This window comes from Roseibacillus persicicus (assembly GCF_014651675.1).
In the GTDB taxonomy this organism is placed as follows: Bacteria; Verrucomicrobiota; Verrucomicrobiia; order Verrucomicrobiales; family Akkermansiaceae; genus Roseibacillus; species Roseibacillus persicicus.
Window position 1 is genome coordinate 70,993 of record NZ_BMXI01000013.1, and the last position, 16,747, is coordinate 87,739.

9 protein-coding genes are annotated in these 16,747 nt (G+C 57.2%); 6 read left to right on the forward strand and 3 right to left on the reverse strand.

The annotated features are described in order from the left end of the window. The first annotated feature begins 30 nt into the window (after positions 1–30). A complete protein-coding gene (locus IE099_RS14885) occupies positions 31–1,161 on the forward strand; it encodes a citrate/2-methylcitrate synthase (protein WP_189571406.1) in 1,131 nt (376 codons plus the stop codon). A gap of 62 nt (positions 1,162–1,223) precedes the next feature. Beyond that, complete coding sequence (locus tag IE099_RS14890) at positions 1,224–1,364, forward strand: entericidin A/B family lipoprotein (protein ID WP_189571409.1); 141 nt, start codon at positions 1,224–1,226, stop codon at positions 1,362–1,364. Positions 1,365–1,466: 102 nt separating this feature from the next. Here IE099_RS14890 and IE099_RS14895 read toward each other — a convergent pair whose 3' ends face one another. Then, on the reverse strand, positions 1,467–2,153 hold the full coding sequence (locus IE099_RS14895; protein ID WP_189571412.1) for a hypothetical protein: 687 nt from the start codon (positions 2,151–2,153) through the stop codon (positions 1,467–1,469). Positions 2,154–2,168: 15 nt separating this feature from the next. Then, a complete protein-coding gene (locus IE099_RS14900; protein WP_189571415.1) occupies positions 2,169–5,867 on the reverse strand; it encodes a hypothetical protein in 3,699 nt (1,232 codons plus the stop codon). 279 nt (positions 5,868–6,146) lie between these two features. Here IE099_RS14900 and IE099_RS14905 point away from each other — a divergent pair, with 279 nt between their 5' ends. Both IE099_RS14905 and IE099_RS14910 read left to right on the forward strand, forming a co-directional pair. After that, positions 6,147–11,261, forward strand: a complete 5,115-nt coding sequence (locus IE099_RS14905) for a tetratricopeptide repeat protein (RefSeq protein ID WP_189571418.1) — start codon at positions 6,147–6,149, stop codon at positions 11,259–11,261. Positions 11,262–11,312: 51 nt separating this feature from the next. After that, the gene (locus IE099_RS14910) at positions 11,313–12,830 is read left to right on the forward strand and encodes a sialate O-acetylesterase (protein ID WP_189571422.1); all 1,518 of its coding nucleotides are present in this window, start codon (positions 11,313–11,315) and stop codon (positions 12,828–12,830) included. Between the two features lie 72 nt (positions 12,831–12,902). Here IE099_RS14910 and IE099_RS14915 read toward each other — a convergent pair whose 3' ends face one another. Then, the gene (locus IE099_RS14915; RefSeq protein ID WP_189571425.1) at positions 12,903–13,961 is read right to left on the reverse strand and encodes a hypothetical protein; all 1,059 of its coding nucleotides are present in this window, start codon (positions 13,959–13,961) and stop codon (positions 12,903–12,905) included. A gap of 91 nt (positions 13,962–14,052) precedes the next feature. Here IE099_RS14915 and IE099_RS14920 point away from each other — a divergent pair, with 91 nt between their 5' ends. Both IE099_RS14920 and IE099_RS14925 read left to right on the forward strand, forming a co-directional pair. Beyond that, entirely contained in the window at positions 14,053–14,643 is a 591-nt protein-coding gene (locus IE099_RS14920; protein ID WP_189571428.1) for an LURP-one-related family protein, read from the forward strand. 145 nt (positions 14,644–14,788) lie between these two features. Continuing rightward, a complete protein-coding gene (locus IE099_RS14925; protein WP_189571431.1) occupies positions 14,789–15,397 on the forward strand; it encodes a DUF4126 domain-containing protein in 609 nt (202 codons plus the stop codon). Positions 15,398–16,747: the final 1,350 nt, after the last annotated feature.

Here is a 16,747-nt window from a genome sequence, read left to right on the forward strand (position 1 = left end):
TGCCAGTCACTATAACGAATTTTTATCATCATGTCAGATTACGCCAAAGGTTTGGAGGGAGTTGTCGCGAATGAATCCGCGTTGTCAAAAGTGGAAGGTCAGGAAGGGCGCTTGTCTTACTTGGGGTACTCAATCGATGACTTGGTTGAGCACACCTCGTTTGAGGAAGTCACCCACCTGCTGCATCGGGGCAAGTTGCCCAATGCCGCGGAACTGGAGGCTTTTCAACAGGAGCTCCGCAACGATCGTGACCTTCCGGCGGGCGTCATTGATTTTCTGAAAAGTGCGCCTGCGGACGCGAATCCAATGGATGTGCTGCGCACCGCTGTTTCCATGCTGGGTCTCTATGACAAGCGCGCGAAAGTGGGCGAACCCGACCAGGAGTCCAATCGCAAGGTGGCGCTTTCTCTGGTCGCAAAGACTCCGACCATTGTGGCCTACTACCATCGGGCTCGTCAGGGCCTCGATCTGCCGCCCGTTCGCACCGACCTCTCCGAGGCCGGCCATTTCCTCTATCTCATTTCCGGTGAGGAACCGGGTGCGGCGGCGACCAAGACTCTCGATGTGGCTTACATCCTTCACGCCGACCATGGCATGAATGCTTCCACTTTCTCCGCGCGGGTTACTATCGCGACTCTTTCTGACTTCTACTCCGCGATGACTTCGGCGATTGGCACCCTGAAGGGACCTCTCCACGGGGGAGCAAACGAGGGGGTCATCAAGATGCTCCAGAAAATCGGCTCTCTCGAAAAGGTTGACGCCTTTGTCGAAGATTGTTTGGCCAATAAGAAGAAGATCATGGGGATCGGCCACCGTGTCTACAAGGTGCTCGATCCTCGCGCTCCCCATCTCCAGAAGATGGCGGTGCAGCTGACCAAGGAACTCGGCGAAACCAAATGGATCGCCATGTCGGAGCGGATTGCCGAGCTGATGCGCGAGCGCAAGGGCCTCAATGCCAATGTCGATTTCTATTCCGCCACGGTTTATTACAGCTTGGGAATCCCGACCGACCTTTTCACCCCGATTTTCGCCATTTCCCGTATGGCGGGTTGGACGGCGCAGGTCCTCGAGCAGCTCGAAGACAGCCGTCTCTATCGTCCGCTGACCAAGTATGTTGGCCCCGAAACTCTCTCGCCGGTTCCTCCCATCGAGGAACGTTAAGCCGCAAATTATGAACCGCTTCAGCCTTGCAAGGAGAAGCGGACAGTTTTAATTCCAAAGAGATGAAAGCTTCCAAATTGATTGCTCTTGCTCTCTGCGCTTTGTTCGCGGGGGCTCTGTCCTCTTGCAATACCTTCCTCGGCATGGGCCGCGACCTGCAGCAAGCGGGTGAGGGTATCGAGAAGACTGTTTACCGGAACTGACTCAGTTCGAAAGATTTATATCCGAGGTTGACTTGCGTTGGCCTCCCTTTGCAGCTGCTCCTCACTCAGGAGCAGTTTTTTTGTCCTGACGGATGGGGGCAACTAGTCGTTGCGGAGAGGGATGGTCTTGGCGCGCATTCCTTTGCCCCTCGGGTCGGGAAAAATAAACATCAACCGGCGCCCATTCTTTGGAACGGGCCAGCGGGTGGAAATCATGCGGGCCCAATTGGCTTCTTTGCTCTCCCGGTATTGAAAGATGACGTCAATGAGGGAGCCTGCGGGATCTTGAAAACGCACGGTGGAGATTTCGCCGGGCTTGAGGGTGACCTGCTGCTTGCCCAGTTTGCCGCGAACCCGAGCGGGAGAGAGATTGGCCACCTTGATGCTGCCTTCCGGAAAGTCGTTGTTTGAGACTGGGAAGGCGTGACCGGTGAAAACCGTGCGTTCGTCCTGTTTCACGGAGGAAATGATGGCAAAGGCTTTTGGCCACGCCGGATTGCATTGTATGCCTCCCAATCGCGGGTGGAACTCCTCTCCGGCAGCATTCTTCTCGGGTGGCCCGAAGATGCCAATCTGGCCTTTGGGGTTGATGATTTGCACGGCAGGGGTCGCGTTGGCTCCTGGTAGCTCCAGGGCAGTGAACTTCTTGGGGCCGGTGCGCAGGTAGATGGTGGTGGGCACCTCCACCGTCTGGTAGGCGAAGAAGCTGATCATTTGGGTGGAGGGATCTTGCGCGGACAAGGGGGAGGAGATTGCGGCCAGCAGGAGGGCCAAGAGGAGGGTTTTCATAGCAAGACGTGCGCTTCAGGACGCTAAAAGTTCTTCTGCAGCTAACCAGCGAAAAGAGATAATCCGGAAGCGGCGGCCGAAGCGCTCATTGATTTCACTGAGTGGGTTGGTGTCCGGACGGCTGGGGTGGTCGCCGGGGAGGTTGGTTTCATCGAGGTAGTTTGGAAAGCGCTGCACTACTGCTTCGCACCAGGCCTCCGCCATGATCTGCCCACGTTTGTTGGTGCTGGCTCCATAGCTGCGAATGCGGAAGGTGTCGGACCGTGCTGTCAAAGCGGGCGCGAGGGAATGGAGGAGGTCGCCCTGCGTCAGATAGCCGGGCGTGCCGACGAGGGAGGAGCCCTCGGCGGCATTCGGGTTGGCGAAGCCGGATTGTCCGCCACTATCTGCGAAGATTTCCAGTCCGGTATCGCGGAGGGGGACGTCATTGAGGCCGGACTTGTCGATAGCTGCTTGCAGCGCTCCTTCGTTGGCGAGGGCGGAGTCTTCCGCCCTCCGGTTGATAAACTCACCCAATGATTGGAAGGGCCCCCGCAATTTGACCTCTTCGACGAGGTTCGTGGCCAGACGTTCGATTTCTTGGTCGGTCAAGCGGCGGTGGCCGGTCCAGGCCGGGCGTTCGTCGCCCCCGCCAAAGGGATCCAGATTGTCACCCAGACTTTCTTCGATGGGAATTTGATAGCGCGAAGTGAAGGAGTCTTTTCCGGAGTTGCTGAGGGTGCCGAGCCCGCCTTGGTTCAGGCTTTCCAGCTGCGGGATGCTCTCGTGGTTCATGGCTGTTAGAAAGGCCTGCCATGCGTGGTGGGAGGTGGAGTTGACGTTGAAGGCACCATTGAAGAGCACATGGGCGGCGGCTTCCTCATAGGGGGTGGGGAGGTCGGCGAAGTCCTCGGCTACTTTGGTGCCCTTTGCCAAACTCTGTAGCCGGGACTGCATCAGCGGGGTCTTTCCCTGCAAGAAACGGGAGTAAAGGTCGCTGGTGTTGGCACCGGAGAAAAAGACCTGATCGAATAAGGTCTGGTTGGCGAGGAACGAGTGGTCGAGGTAAGCGTTCGAGTGGTCGATGACCTGGTCGGGCTCGAGGAGGGGGTGGGCAAAGGAATTTGCAATCACTTGGGCCTGCAGGGGTTGCTTGCCGCTGCTGTTCAAGGGAGCGTGTCGAAACTGAGCCAAGGAGGTGGGGGCCGAGCGCGGCAGGGATGAGAAAGGGGCAAAGATTCGCCCGTCCTCAACTCCGGGGGAAGGTCCCCCGTAGCCCTGATTGCGGTCGCCGGTGATCTCGGGGAAGCCTCCATTGAGCCAATCCCCCTGCAGGGGCTGATAGGAGAACTCATATTGCTGTGCAGCAAGGTCTTCCATCTGTCCCGCCGAACCCGCGCTGGCGTAGACGGCGGTGGGGTTGTTGTGGATCCAGGCCTTTGCCGGAAATTTGGAGCGGAACTCGTCGTTGACCAGAGACTTGAGATGCAGGGTTGCGACGAGGAAGGGCTTCTTCTTGATCGTGCCCCGGACTTGTCGATTCCTGTTCAGGCTGGTGTGTCCTCCAGCCATCGGCGCGGTTAGAATATCATCTCGTTCGATGGGAAAGACCGGGAGCTCGGTCCCAGCCTCGTAGCTGCGCAAAATGTCACCAATTCGGTCTCCGTAATCCAACTCGATGGCGCCAAAGTCGGGGATGTCCTGTTGCTCGTTGCCTCCTCGAATGCGGCTGTCCGGCACGTCGACGCCGTAGCGCAAATAGAAGTCGACCGCTCGATTACCCGCAGTAACGAACTTTCCAATTTCTGAAGATGAGGGGCGTACCGAGATCCGAATTTGATCGTTGGCTTCCACCGGGAGGCCTGCCGTCGGGAAGCGCACTCCGCGCTTGTTCTTGAAAAATGCCGTCGTTTGCCCACCCGTTCCGCGATAAAGGTTCTCGGTCGATATTCCTCCGACCTTGGCCGCGAAGCGTCCGCCCGAACCCGGAGGATACCAGCCCGGGGCCATGGTGACCGCCTTACCCTCAGTGTGCCCCATTCCGATGGCCCAGGACGACTGGTAGTCCTGAGCGGAAAAGACCCGGTGTTCCCCCGGGAGCAACTCAATCGAGCGCTGGCCTTGCTCCGGAACGATGTTGAGGGGGTAGGCAAAGTTCCGGTTGACGTTCGCCCCCGGGGCAATCGCCATCACGTATTCGGTGTATTCCGAGGGAGTCTCGATTCTGGGATTGGAGGTATTGAATTGGAACGCCACAGGGATGCGATAGAGAAAGATGCGGAAGCTCGAGACATCGATAGGCACATCGTAGGGGTTCCAAAGCGTGATCACGGGATCGATGATCATGAGAGCCTGGGCTTTCCAGCGGGATTGGGCTCGCCCTCCGTCGCGGTCCCAGAAGCCGTTTTTATTGCTATTGGCCATCCCTGAACCTCTTGCAAAAGTGAGGGAAAAGATGAACTGGGCTTTTGAAATGACGGGCGAGAGCTTGAGCGAATTGTGGTAGGATTCCGCGGTCTTCAAGTCGCTCCGCATTCCGGTGAATCCGTTGGGACGGTGTGGGATGCTGCTGCGGGCCGCGTTGGCAGTCATGGAGAATCGCAGCCGGGGGTTCTCACGATTTCCCGCGAAGGTGTCGATCGGGATGCGGTGAAACTTGTGCAAAATCTGCCACTGTGGATCGGGGCTCGGCCACGAATAGCGATGACGACTGCGATCAGGAGCCTCCATCAGAGGAGTATCCGAGTCGGAGTAAAGATGCCGGTGGGCGTAGTCCGGGGGCAGTTCCTCGGATCCAAGCAGCAGGCTCAGGTCCGTGCGCAATCCTCCCCGGGCGGTATTGCTCATGACAGTGGCGGAGTACGGCGTGAGGTCGTGGATGGACTCGTTGACTTTGCCAACCCCGCCAAGCGAAAGGGTGCTGCGGGTGACGAGCTTTTGGCGCTGTTGCGCTGAGAGATTGTCCAAGGCGGACCATTCGCTGACCCTTCGCCAGGCGAGCTCGCTTTGGGTTGCGAGTGTTTGGAGGGCAGAGAAGCTCGGGTTCTCTGGAGCGGCGCTGTTGGTGGCGGCTTTTTGTCCTTCATCCAGAACCACCCAAGCGAATTGGCCTTTCGTCTGCCTTTTATTGTTGAAAAGAGGAACGCGAGCGGCGGAAACCAACGTATCTCGGCTTTGCCCCGCAGGAGGGACGAGGGTGACCAACTCGCCTTGCGAACCCTTGCGGGCGAACTCGACTTCACTCGCGGCTTGCAAGCTCATGCTCGAAACCAGCCAGCGATGAAACCCTCCGTCGGGCCTGGTGAGAGTTGCTCCGCCTCGGGTGACGGGATCATCAATGGGAGCCCCCTTCTTGTGTGACTGATAGCTTCCGATTTGGCTCGGGTTGGGGTCCCAGGCATTCCAGACGCCAGTCACATGCCTCATCCCGTTGGCCACTGAGCCGTCACTCGATAGGATGTCGCCGTTCGCAGAAATTCGTGTGTCCGGCCCCATGGTGCGCTGCAGTTCACCCAAGGCGAGAAGCAATCCCAACCGGGCGTTCGCGCGTGCCTCCGCCATGCTCCCGTCACGACGGGAGCTTCGCACCACAGTCGAAGAAAGGCTAAGGAGGCCGATCGCGATGAGGGAAAGCAGGAGGAGCAGTGTGACAGTGACAATGAGGCTGAAGCCTCCGGCGTGGCTTGGCCTTGCTCCTCGAGGAAGATACTTTCTGGGGGGATGGGGCAGACGCATGAATTGGGTTTTACGGTCTCTAGTGTGAGACTAGTCCCTTTGAGAGTATGATGTAAATACCATAGCGTTGGGAGAGGCTTGTCTGGAGTGAGTCCAGCCAACCGTTTCCTGGTGGGCTCTAGTGGCGAATTCTCCTTTCACTCTGTCTTTCGAACAAAGCGGAAAAACTTCGAACTACTGGTTCTCAGTTTAGCGAAACACTTACTTTTTCATGCCAATTGCTCGCATCACAGACTTTGCCATTGTTCTCCCGCGCTTGCTTCCTTTTTGTCTTATGGGGTGAGTGACGAGCTTTCCACTTCTTCGGCAATTGCCGCCAAATCCTTTCCGACTTTCGAGCAAATCGCCAAAGCGAAGGCTCTCAACAAGAAGGGACTGCACCTCCAAGCGTGGAAAGTCGTGTCAGACTGTGCCGACTTCCGAACCTGGCCTTCCGGGGAAAGTCGGCGCTTGGCGGCTTCCTTCGCCAATCGACTGGGATCATCCCGCTGGTCCGATGTGTTGGACTGGCGAAATTGGCGGGCTCAACCCGAGAACCCCGAGTGGTTCTTTCAGGCGCAGTTTGTGCGTCTGGGACAGGGGCGTTGGTGGGAGGCCTTTCAGGCGACCAGGGATCGACTGGAGGCTGGAGTGGAGAGCCCGAAGCTGCGGGCCGATATGATGGCGCTGTTAGGTTGGCTTCATGGCAGATGGCGGGACTTCGACCGGGCCTTCCCCTTGTTAGAACAAGCAATCGCAAGTGACGAATCGCGGTCGTGGCCTTTTGTGGAAAAAGCTTCGGTCCTTCAGATTGCGGATCGACGTGAGGAAGCGGTCGAGGTGATCGAACACGCTCTGACGCTCTATCCCAACTACCGGCCGGCAGCAGTCTTGCGGGTGGAGCTCTTGCAAGAACTCCGGCGCGAGGAGGAGGCCGAGGAGTATTTGCGCGCGCTTCATCGCGAGACGGAAAATCCGACCTACGCGGCCCGGCTGCATATCCTCCATGCGGAGCGCGACGACTGGCGGCGAGCATTGGACTATCTCGACGATTACGAAAACCTTTCGCCTCTGCTTGACCGGACAGGCAAGGAGTGGCTGGCAGCGCGCCGGGCGGACCTCTATCTCGAGGGGGGTGACCTCAAGCGCTTCTTCGCCTGTGCCGAGGAGACTGGCAAGGTGAGTTTCCAAAAGCGCGTGGCGCAACACCTGCGCGATACCGAGGGGCAGGAGCACCAGAAGAAAAAGCTACCCGTGCCTTTCATTCGGCAGCATAGCATGACGTGCGCTCCCGCGACTTTAGCTTCATTGGCTGCCTTTTGGGGGAAGGACGAGGACCATCTGGCGATTGCGGAGGCCATCTGTTACAACGGCACACCCTGGCACAAGGAGCGTGACTGGGCCCGCGAGCACGGCTTTGTGACCCGCGAGTTCAAGGTGACGGCCGCTTCGACAAAGGCACTGATTGATCGGGGAGTGCCCTTCACCATGTCCACGGCTTGGACAACGGGAGCGCATCTGCAGGCGTGTGTGGGCTATGATGAGTTCCAGGATTGCGCGGTGATTCGCGATCCAACCAGCCGGCACAGCGTGGAGATGTCCTTTGAGGGCTTGGCGAAGGATCACCCCGTCCAAGGACCACGTGGGATGGTGATTATTCCGCGGGAAAAAGCAGAGCTGTTAGATGGTCTCGAGTTTCCTGATGAAGCGGTCTATGATGCTCATCATGATTTCTCCGAAGCCATTGAGGAGCACCGCCGGCCCGATGCTGAGTCGGCCTTGGTAAGGATGGTCGAAGCCGGTGGCGAGGATCATCCCTGCGTCTGGTGGTGCCGTCAGCGACTGGCCCGCTACGATAGCAATGCTGCCGAAGAGTTGGTCTGGCTGGACAAGCTGATTGAGCGATTTCCCAAAACGGAGAAATTCCGCTATTGGCGTTTGAATATCCTGCAACGTCTTTCCCGGCGCGACGAGCGGGAGAAAACCTTGCGGGAGGTCATCTCGCGTGGAAGGTGTTCCACCGTCTTCTACTCCGAACTGGGCGAGCTCTATGCCGAGGACGATCGCGACTATGTGATGGCCAACCACTATCTGCGCAAGGCCATGCGGGTGAACCCTACCGAGGAGGTGGCCTATGCCAGCTTGGCCAATGCGAAGTGGCGCCGCTTCGAGCGCGAAGAAGCTCTCGAGCTCCATCGCATTGCGTCGACCTTGAGCCCACACTTCGAACCCTATGCCAACGAATATTTTGACGCTTGCGTGGTCTTGGGTCATCGGGATCAGGGGCTCGAGTTTTTGCAAAAGCGGGTCGAAACCTTGGGTCAAAGAAGCGGGGCTCCGTGGATGACCTTGATCCGGGCATACGCCCGCTTGGGGCGCACAACTGAAGCCAAGGCCAAGTTGACTGAAGCTTGCCAGGCTCTGCCCGAGGATGGCGAACTCCTCCTCGAGGCTGCTGAACGCCTGAGCTATTGGGGGGAGTCCCAAGACGCGTGGGATATGTTGGAGCGGGCGCGGGGAGTGGTCGCGGAGCGGCGTTGGCACGAGGCGGTGGGGCGTATGGCAGGCTTTCTCGGGGAGCGTGAAAAGGCGATTGCAGCATGGAAGGAAGTCGCACGTTTGGCTCCGGCGCTGATGCCAGCCCATCGCGCTTTGGCTCGCTATCAGGAGGAGCGGGAAGATGGCGGAGCCCTGCGCTACCTGAAGACGGTTCTCGCCAATCAACCGGATCATCCCAATCTCCTCGGACTTTATGCGGAATGGTGTGGCGCTGATGAGGCCGCGGAATCGGCCGAAGCCTTGCGCCGGGCGCTGGCGATTTTACCCAACTGGGACTGGGCCATTCGTGAATTGGCGCTTCAGTTGGAATTGCTGGGAGAGAAAGAAGAGGCGCTCGCCGAGGCTCGGCGGGCGGCCGCGCTCTCCGAGTTTGATTGCAGCAGTTGGGGGATTTTGGGAAGCATGCTATTGCGGCAGAACCAGCCCGAGGAGGCAGAGGAGTGTTTGAAAAAGGCCCTGCAGCTCGACATCGATTACACTTGGGCCATCTCTCAACTGATGGGGGTCATGCGGCGGCGCGGCGCTTTTCCTGAAGCGTTGGCCTTTTTGCGCGAAGAGATCGAGAAGCAGGTTTCCATCGGTGATGCGGTCTTCGCCTATCGTGAACACGCTTTCCGGGAACGAGAACCCGAGGCTCTGTTAGATGAGCTCCGGCAATTCTGCGAGCAACGTCCCGACCTTTGGCAGACTTGGTCTGCGGTGAAGGATCAGGCTCTCGATATGGATCGGATTGAGGTTGCGGGCAAGGCGGCCGGGGAACTTGTCCGGCGCTTCCCGCTCATGCCACGATCTTATTCCGAGCGTGCGCAGGTCGCCCATGCGACCGGGGACTATGAGGCCGAGATTGCGGACTTGCAGAAGGCTCTCGAGATTTCGCCTTCCTGGGACTTCGCCGCCCGCCGCCTCTCTGAGGCCTACGAGCGCTGTGAGCGCTACGGAGAAGCCTTGGAGGCAATCGAGCAGGCCGCTCATGCCGAACCACTCGTTGCAGCTAACCATGGAATGGCTGCTCGCCTAATGGCCATGAAGGGTGACTCGGATGAGGCCTTTGCACGCATGAAGCGGGCTGTTCGAGTCGACTACAGCTACGACTATGGTTGGGGAGAGCTGACTGACTGGGCCAAGGAGCAGAATAGGGAAGAGGAGGTTCGCACGCTTCTCGATGACATCGATCCCGCCGCTCGTCACCATAGTGGCTGGTGGGATACCAAACGTTGGGTGTTGAACCTCTTGGGCGAAGGGGACGCGGCTTTGGCAGTTGCCCGCGAAGCCGTGGAGCGTTTCCCAACGAATCTGGATCTGCGCGACAATCTGGCTCTTCTCCTTTGTGAGAGAGGAGAATACGAGGAAGCTCTCAAAGAGTGCCAGCCTCCTACTGATGGTCAGCCGTGGCAGAGAACTCAGGCAGGACGCCATGCCTGGATCCAGATGGAGGCGGGATACCCCCGGGAGGCAATTTCTGCTACTAGAGAGCTAGTAGAAAAAGAACCGGACTACATTTGGGCCTGGGGCAATTTGATGCGATGGTACTACCAGCGGGAGAACTGGAAAGAGTGCTTGGAAGCTGCTCGTCGGGTCAACAGGCTCGACCCCAACGATGCCCCAGCTTGGGGCCATCGGGGCGATGCTGCCCGAAAGCTGGAATACGATGATGAGGCCCTCGAATGCTTTGAGAAAGCCTATCGGTTGGATCCGGAATACAGCTACGGCGGTCGCGAGCTATTGGAGCTTTACGTGGAGAAGGCGGAATACGAGCAAGCGCGCGGGGTCTGGCGCAGTCTGTCCCACTTCTCACCCACGCCTTTTGTCCACGTCGATGGCATCACCATCGAGTTGGCCGATAAGAAGCTCGATCGAGTTGCGGAAATGACCGACGAGCTTCTCGCCATGGAGTTCGAGGAGTCCACTGATCCTTTGCAATACGCCGAGTGGGCCTTTAACAATTACAAACAGACCGCGTTGTGGGATGAGCGCTTGTCGCAAAGGATAAAGGAAGAGCCTTCCCGCGCAATCGTCTCCGCATGGGCACGAGCCTGTATCGAACGCGGTCACCTTGCCAAGTCCATCAAGAAGCTGAAGAAGTTGCCAGTTCCCTTCGCGAAGAAGGCCGGAGCTTGGGCTCTTTTTCTGGAGAGACTAAAGGAGTTGGGAGACCACGAAGGCTCTAACAAGTTAGTGAATCAAAATTGGCAGGACTTCCAATCCGACCCCGTCACCTGGACAGAGGCAGGATACAATCTGCTCTACTATGGCACTCCGGCGGAAGCGGTCCGATGGTTTGGGGATTGGCGCGAGAGGGGAGAGTCGGTCACCGCCCGTGACTATCTCAATCTATCCAGTGCCGCCGTTCGGAATCACGATCTGGTGCTTGCCCGGGAAGCGATTCAGTCAGGGCTGTATCGCTTCCGCACTGGCCTATACGCGGAGTGTCTCCGTTGTGCGCGCCGCTTCTTGGATGAGGTCGAGGGGCAGCATGAAGCCGCAGATGAGATGGATGAGATTGGGGAGCCTTCGGAGGGCTTGCCATTCTATCAATCGCTCTCCCGCTTCTCCGATGCGATTCGAAGGGCTCGTCAGGGGGAGACGGAGAGTGCGGAAGCTGATTTTTTGAAAGTGGCGAATAGCTGGGGGCAATGGACCTCTGATGCCCTATGCACCGATTATCTGAATTTGGCGGCGGATCGCCTGGCTCATCTGATTCCCAAGTATCGGGGAAAGAGCAAGAAACTGGTGGCAAAAGCCAAGAAAGAAGGTGGCGTCAAAACGGAGTCCTCCGGCACTTCCTTGAAGATTTTTCTGTTGGCAGTTTGGCTAATCTATCTCATCTCCCGCGTTTCCCAGTGCTCGATGGAATAGGAGGAATTTTAATTGGATAGAGGCGCCGGACTCCTCGCGTAGCATTGGGACATGACATCTTTCACATCCACGCTTTGTCTCGCACTGGTCTCAACGACTGCGCTATCGCAAGCTGCCATCGAACTTCCTTCCTTCTTTTCCGACGGGATGGTTCTGCAGCAGCAGGGGCAGGCAAGGATCTGGGGTTGGTTGGACGGCTCAGGGGAAGTGACCGTGACCTTTGGCGGAAAGTCCGAGTCGGCCAAGACCAATTCGGAAGGTCGTTGGGAAGTCTCCTTCGAGGGACTGACCGCCTCTGCGGAAGGTCGTGAGTTGACGATTAGCGACGGTACTGACAGCAAGGTGATCAAGGACGTTTTGGTCGGTGAGGTTTGGATTGCATCCGGGCAATCGAATATGGAATGGGTAATCAGTCGGACGGACAATGCGGAAGAAGTCGTGGCCGCGTCGGAAGACCCTCTTCTTCGGATTTATCTCTCTGGCAATGTTGCGAAAGCCGAACCGCAAATCGATTTTGCCGGCACCTGGACTGGGGCTTCTCCGGAGAGCACGGGGAATATGACTGCAGTCGGTTACTACTTTGCAAAGAACCTTCGCCAAGAGTTGGATGTCCCGGTTGGCATCATCGAATGCGCTTGGGGAGGGAAGCCCATCGAATCTTTTATTAGCGAAGAAGCTCTGAAATCCCTTCCCGAGGCAAAGGGGGTCCTGAAGTTGAAGGAACAGGCTCTCGCCAATTGGGATGAGGAAAAGGTAAGGTCCCAGTTCGAACAAAAGATCGCCCAGTGGGAGGAAGGCGGGAAAAAAGGACGCCGCCCCCAAATTGCGGTGGACCCCTCGGTCAATCCGCGATTGGCCAGCAATATCTACAACGGAATGATTGCTCCCATCACTGGCTACGGAGCCAAAGGCGCGATTTGGTATCAGGGAGAGTCCAATGCCAATGGCGGGACAGCTTCGCTTTATGAAGAGATGCTGGGTTGTCTGGTTGACGATTGGCGAGAGCGCTGGGACTCCGACCTTGCCTTTTACTATGTCCAGTTGGCCAACTTCCGCGAAGTGACGACTGAGCCGGGGGTGGAGTCGAGTTGGGTTGTGGTGCAGGACGAAATGCGTCGAGCCCTCGACAGCATCAAGCACAGTGGTATGGCTGTGACTAACGACATCGGTGCGGCGGATGACATTCACCCGACCAACAAGAAAGACGTTGGTAGCCGCCTCGCTCGCTGGGCTTTAGGACAAGACTATGGAATGGAAAATGTCGTGATGAGTGGTCCTCTTTTCCGCGGCGCGGATGAGAAGGATGGTCGCATGATTTTAAGCTTCGAACACAACGCTGGACTCAAAACTCGTGATGGTGGTCCATTGAAGCGTTTCGAGATCAAGGCGGAGGACGGAACTTGGATTTGGGCCGATGCTCAGATTGAGGAAGGAAAGGTTATTGTCTGGTCTGACAAAATCTCCGATCCTGCTGCCGTTCGCTATGCTTGGGCCAATAATCCCGAAGGCGCAAATTTAGTGAACAGCGAAGGCCTCCCTGCCAGCTGCTTCACCACCGAGAAGCCGTAACTCGAAGACCACCGGAGGGTCGACTTCAGTGGTCACGAACTCATCTGACTGGTTTTCCAAAAACAGCTTTAACTAATTAGGGCTCACCGTTTGGTTAGCTGAGAAGGCTGAAAACTCCTTCTTGAAGGTCTCGACCAACAGAGCCGCAGCCGCCTTCCCTTCCTCGCTCTTTGCTTGCACCGGTTGGGAGGCGAGCCCCATTAGCTGCCATTGTTCTTCAACGATGACTTGTTGTTCGCCCTCTTGCTCTTTCCAAAACTCCGCGGGATAGACCGCAGTAAAGTAAGAATCCAGAAGGGGGCGGGCCTTTTCCAGTCGCTCGCGGAGCAGCGGTAGGGGAAGCTCTCCGGAATCAACTTTCTCAACCAGACCATTGAGCATCTGGCCTTGGACTGCAGCGAAGAGAGGGTGGTTGCGCAAGTTTTCCTCCTTCAGGGTGTTCGGAATGAATTCTTTGATGAAACCGGAGATCGCCTCAGCCGAGAGGTCGGTCTGAAGCTCCTTGAGAACCAAGGTGCGGTCTCCGTCCTCATTGGGAAAGTTCTGTTGCTGCAGAATACCGGTCGCAGTCTGGACGCGATAGGTCGAGCCACCGGGAATGGTGAAAACCGTTAGCTTGCCTTCGGTCGTATGCTTGCTCCCCGCCGGCAGACCCTCCGACGTCCAAGGAAGTAAAGGCTTCGAGGAGATGGTGAGCTGGGAGGACATCATCTCTTTGCTCAGGGAAAGGGCGGGGCTCCAGAGTCCCAAGTGTGCATCGTTGTCGCTATAGAGGAGGGCCAGAATATCGCCCAGCTTCTGCAAAATGAGTTGCGCGTCCTTGAGGTGGAGGGCCATTTCTCCATTGAGCACAATTCCCAGATCGGGCGTGGTGGCTTGCAAGAGTTGGACGACAAGTTCGTCATCGATAAACAGCTGGGTATGCACCGAGGCCATCTTGGCGGAACCATGGAACGAGATGGCCGACAGCAGGGTCTTTCCGCCGGGAGCTTCCCCTTCGTAGACCGCGAAGTAGTTCTCCAGTTCCTGATGCCGATTGAGGATCTCGGTATAGATCTCCTCGGTCGAGGGTTCCGCTCGGAGAGAAAGGGTGAGGAGGCAGAGCACGGCGAAAGAACGAAGAACCTTCATCCCCAATCACTATCAAAGAGCCCAAAAAGCTCAAGGGGGACGAAAAAGAAGCGTGTAATCGCACCCCCTTTCAGTCAAAGAGAGAACAGATATGAATTTTCCACTCGACCTTCGTTTCAAGATCTTGGCCTTCGCGCCCCAAGCCACCGTCACCGACGCGGACGGCAATCAAATCTGCTATCTCAAACAAAAGCTCTTTCGTTTTAAGGAGAAGGTGGAGATCTACACCGACAGCTCCCGCAGCACCTTGGTCGCGACGATTTCCGCGAACAGAGTTCTCGACTGGTCGGCGCGCTATACTTTTCACGATGCCCAAGGCAATGAGATTGGCTCAGTCGGTCGCCGGGGAATGCGCTCGATCTGGAAGGCGCACTACGATGTTTTTAATCCAGGCGACGACGTGCCGGACTTCGAGATTCGGGAGGAAAATCCCTGGTCCAAAGTGGCTGATAGCTTTTTTGGCGAAATCCCCGTTTTGAGCTTTTTCACTGGGTTTCTCTTTCACCCATCCTATCTCGCTTCCAAGTCGAATGGCACCGCCGCGGTTCGCTTGAAGAAACAGCCCGCTTTCTTGGAAGGCAAATTCACTATCACCAAGCTGAGCGAGATCACTCCTCGCGAGGAAATGAATCTTCTGCTTTCCTACCTGATGGTGAACCTTCTCGAACGCCGCCGCGGATAAGGTTCGGCTCGAATTTTGCACAAAGGACACCAAGGCTGCGGCCTTCGTGTCCGTTATTTTTTTCGGGCTTTCGCCAGTCCGCGATACAAAGTCCGGCTTTTTTTCGAATCGCGGGTTTGGGGGTTCTCGTCCTAGGATGGCACGCATGGAAATCCTTGAACAATTGGGGGTCGCGCTCGGCTTTGCCACTTTGGCCGGGATCAACCTCTACCTCACCACCTTCATCGCGGGTCTCGCCATCCGCTTCGACTGGCTCTCGTTAGCCAGCAAGTATGAGCAACTGGAAGTGCTCGCGGATCCTTGGATCATCGGAGTCTCCGGAGTGCTTTTCGCGATCGAGTTTTTTGCCGATAAGATCCCGTGGGTGGATTCGACCTGGGATGTTCTGCACACCATTGTGCGGCCGGTGGGAGGGGTGCTGCTTGCTCTCGCAGCCCTGGGGCAACTTGATCCTACTGTTTCAGTGATTGCCGCTTTGTTAGCAGGTGGAACCTCGCTCACGACTCATCTGGCCAAAGCGGGAGGACGGCTTTTTCTCAATCTCTCACCCGAACCGGTGTCCAATATGACGGCCAGTGTGGCGGAGGATGGACTGGTATTGGGAGGATTGGGGCTGATGGCCTTTGCTCCTATTCCGGCGCTCTTTGTCTTTCTCATCATCGTGCTGATAGCCGGTTGGATTGTCTGGAAGACCAGCGCTCTCATTCAAAAGGCATGGCGCAAATTCCGCCGCAAACCCGCCCTCGAAGCCTAGTCCAAGGACCGCGAGTGCCCCCACTCGCCCCAGAGCCAGCCACCGAATTGTCGAGTAGTCAGCGACCATTCAATAGCCAACGCCCGGAGAAATTCCGGCCAAGTGCTGGAGGGTGTTCACCCAGTGGAGTCGCTTCCCCGCCGAAAGCCCCAACGGGGCGAAAGAGGATAGCCCGGGGTGAAAGACCGGGAGAAGAGTCACCGAGTGATGAAAGCGAACGGGAGATGAGTTTGTTCTCAGGCTCCCCCGATGCGTTCTGAAAAGTCAACGAATGCGCGCGAGCACGAGGGTGTTTTGCAATCATCAGGCTGGCGCATCGTCGTGGGATTTTGAACGGACTTCGGGATGGTTGATGAACTGTCGAATCACTCGCTCGTCCTGTCTCTCTCGTCGTTCGAGATCCCGGGGTTGCACCCCAGGCTATCTTTTTTCGCCCCGTTGGGGCTGACGAATTGGGGAGGTTGGTTTTTGCGAAGAATTGGAGGAAACGATGTGATGAAAATGGACTTGGAGCTGTCATCTCCCCCAGTCTGCCTGCATTTTTTGAGGCGGCTGTTTTGAACTATGATACCGGCCACTTTGCTCAGACGATTCGGAAGAGTGACACCGCCGAAATGCCCCAACGAGGTGTGCATTTTTGCGAGATCATTGCGAAAGGGACATGTCGGGGGAGTATTCCCGCTGAAAGACCCCAACGGGGTTAAACATGATAGCCCGGGGTGCAACCCCGGGTAAACAGGACCCGGATGGTGGAAGCGAGCGTGAGATGGGTTTGTTCTCAGGCTCCCCCGATGCGCTGTGAAAAGCCATCGAGTCCGCGCGAGCCTGTGGGTGTTGTGAAATCATCAGGCTGGCGCATCGTCGTGGATTTAGAACGGACTATGGGTTGGTCGATGAACTGTCGAATCACTCGCTCGTCCTGTCTCGTTCGTCTTTCGGGATCCCGGGGTGCAACCCCGAGTAAACAGGCTCCGAATGGTGAAAGCGAGCGTGAGATGGATTTGTTCTTAGGCTCCCCCGATGCGCTGTGAAAAGCCTTCGAGTCCGCGCGAGCCTGTGGGTGTATCGCAATCATCAGGCTGGCACATCGCCGTGGGATTTTGAACGGACTTCGGGATGGTTGATGAACTATCGAATCACTCGCTCGTCCTGTCTCTCTCGTCTTTTGGGAACCCGGGGTTGCACCCCGGGCTATCTTCTTTTGCCCCGGCGGGGCTGACGGATTGGGGTGGTTGGTTTTTTTCGAGATTCGAGGCGAACCGGCGAACCGGCGAACCGGCGAACCGGCGAACCGGCGAACCGGCGAACCGGCGAACCGGCGAACCGGCGAACCGGCGAACCGGCGAACCG

Excerpts from the sequence above, each read along its gene's own strand:
- IE099_RS14885 (WP_189571406.1), top strand. The coding sequence starts at position 31 with ATGTCAGATTACGCCAAAGGTTTGGAGGGAGTTGTCGCGAATGAATCC.
- IE099_RS14890 (WP_189571409.1), top strand. The coding sequence starts at position 1,224 with ATGAAAGCTTCCAAATTGATTGCTCTTGCTCTCTGCGCTTTGTTCGCG.
- IE099_RS14895 (WP_189571412.1), bottom strand. The coding sequence starts at position 2,153 with ATGAAAACCCTCCTCTTGGCCCTCCTGCTGGCCGCAATCTCCTCCCCC.
- IE099_RS14900 (WP_189571415.1), bottom strand. The coding sequence starts at position 5,867 with ATGCGTCTGCCCCATCCCCCCAGAAAGTATCTTCCTCGAGGAGCAAGG.
- IE099_RS14910 (WP_189571422.1), top strand. The coding sequence starts at position 11,313 with ATGACATCTTTCACATCCACGCTTTGTCTCGCACTGGTCTCAACGACT.
- IE099_RS14915 (WP_189571425.1), bottom strand. The coding sequence starts at position 13,961 with ATGAAGGTTCTTCGTTCTTTCGCCGTGCTCTGCCTCCTCACCCTTTCT.
- IE099_RS14920 (WP_189571428.1), top strand. The coding sequence starts at position 14,053 with ATGAATTTTCCACTCGACCTTCGTTTCAAGATCTTGGCCTTCGCGCCC.
- IE099_RS14925 (WP_189571431.1), top strand. The coding sequence starts at position 14,789 with ATGGAAATCCTTGAACAATTGGGGGTCGCGCTCGGCTTTGCCACTTTG.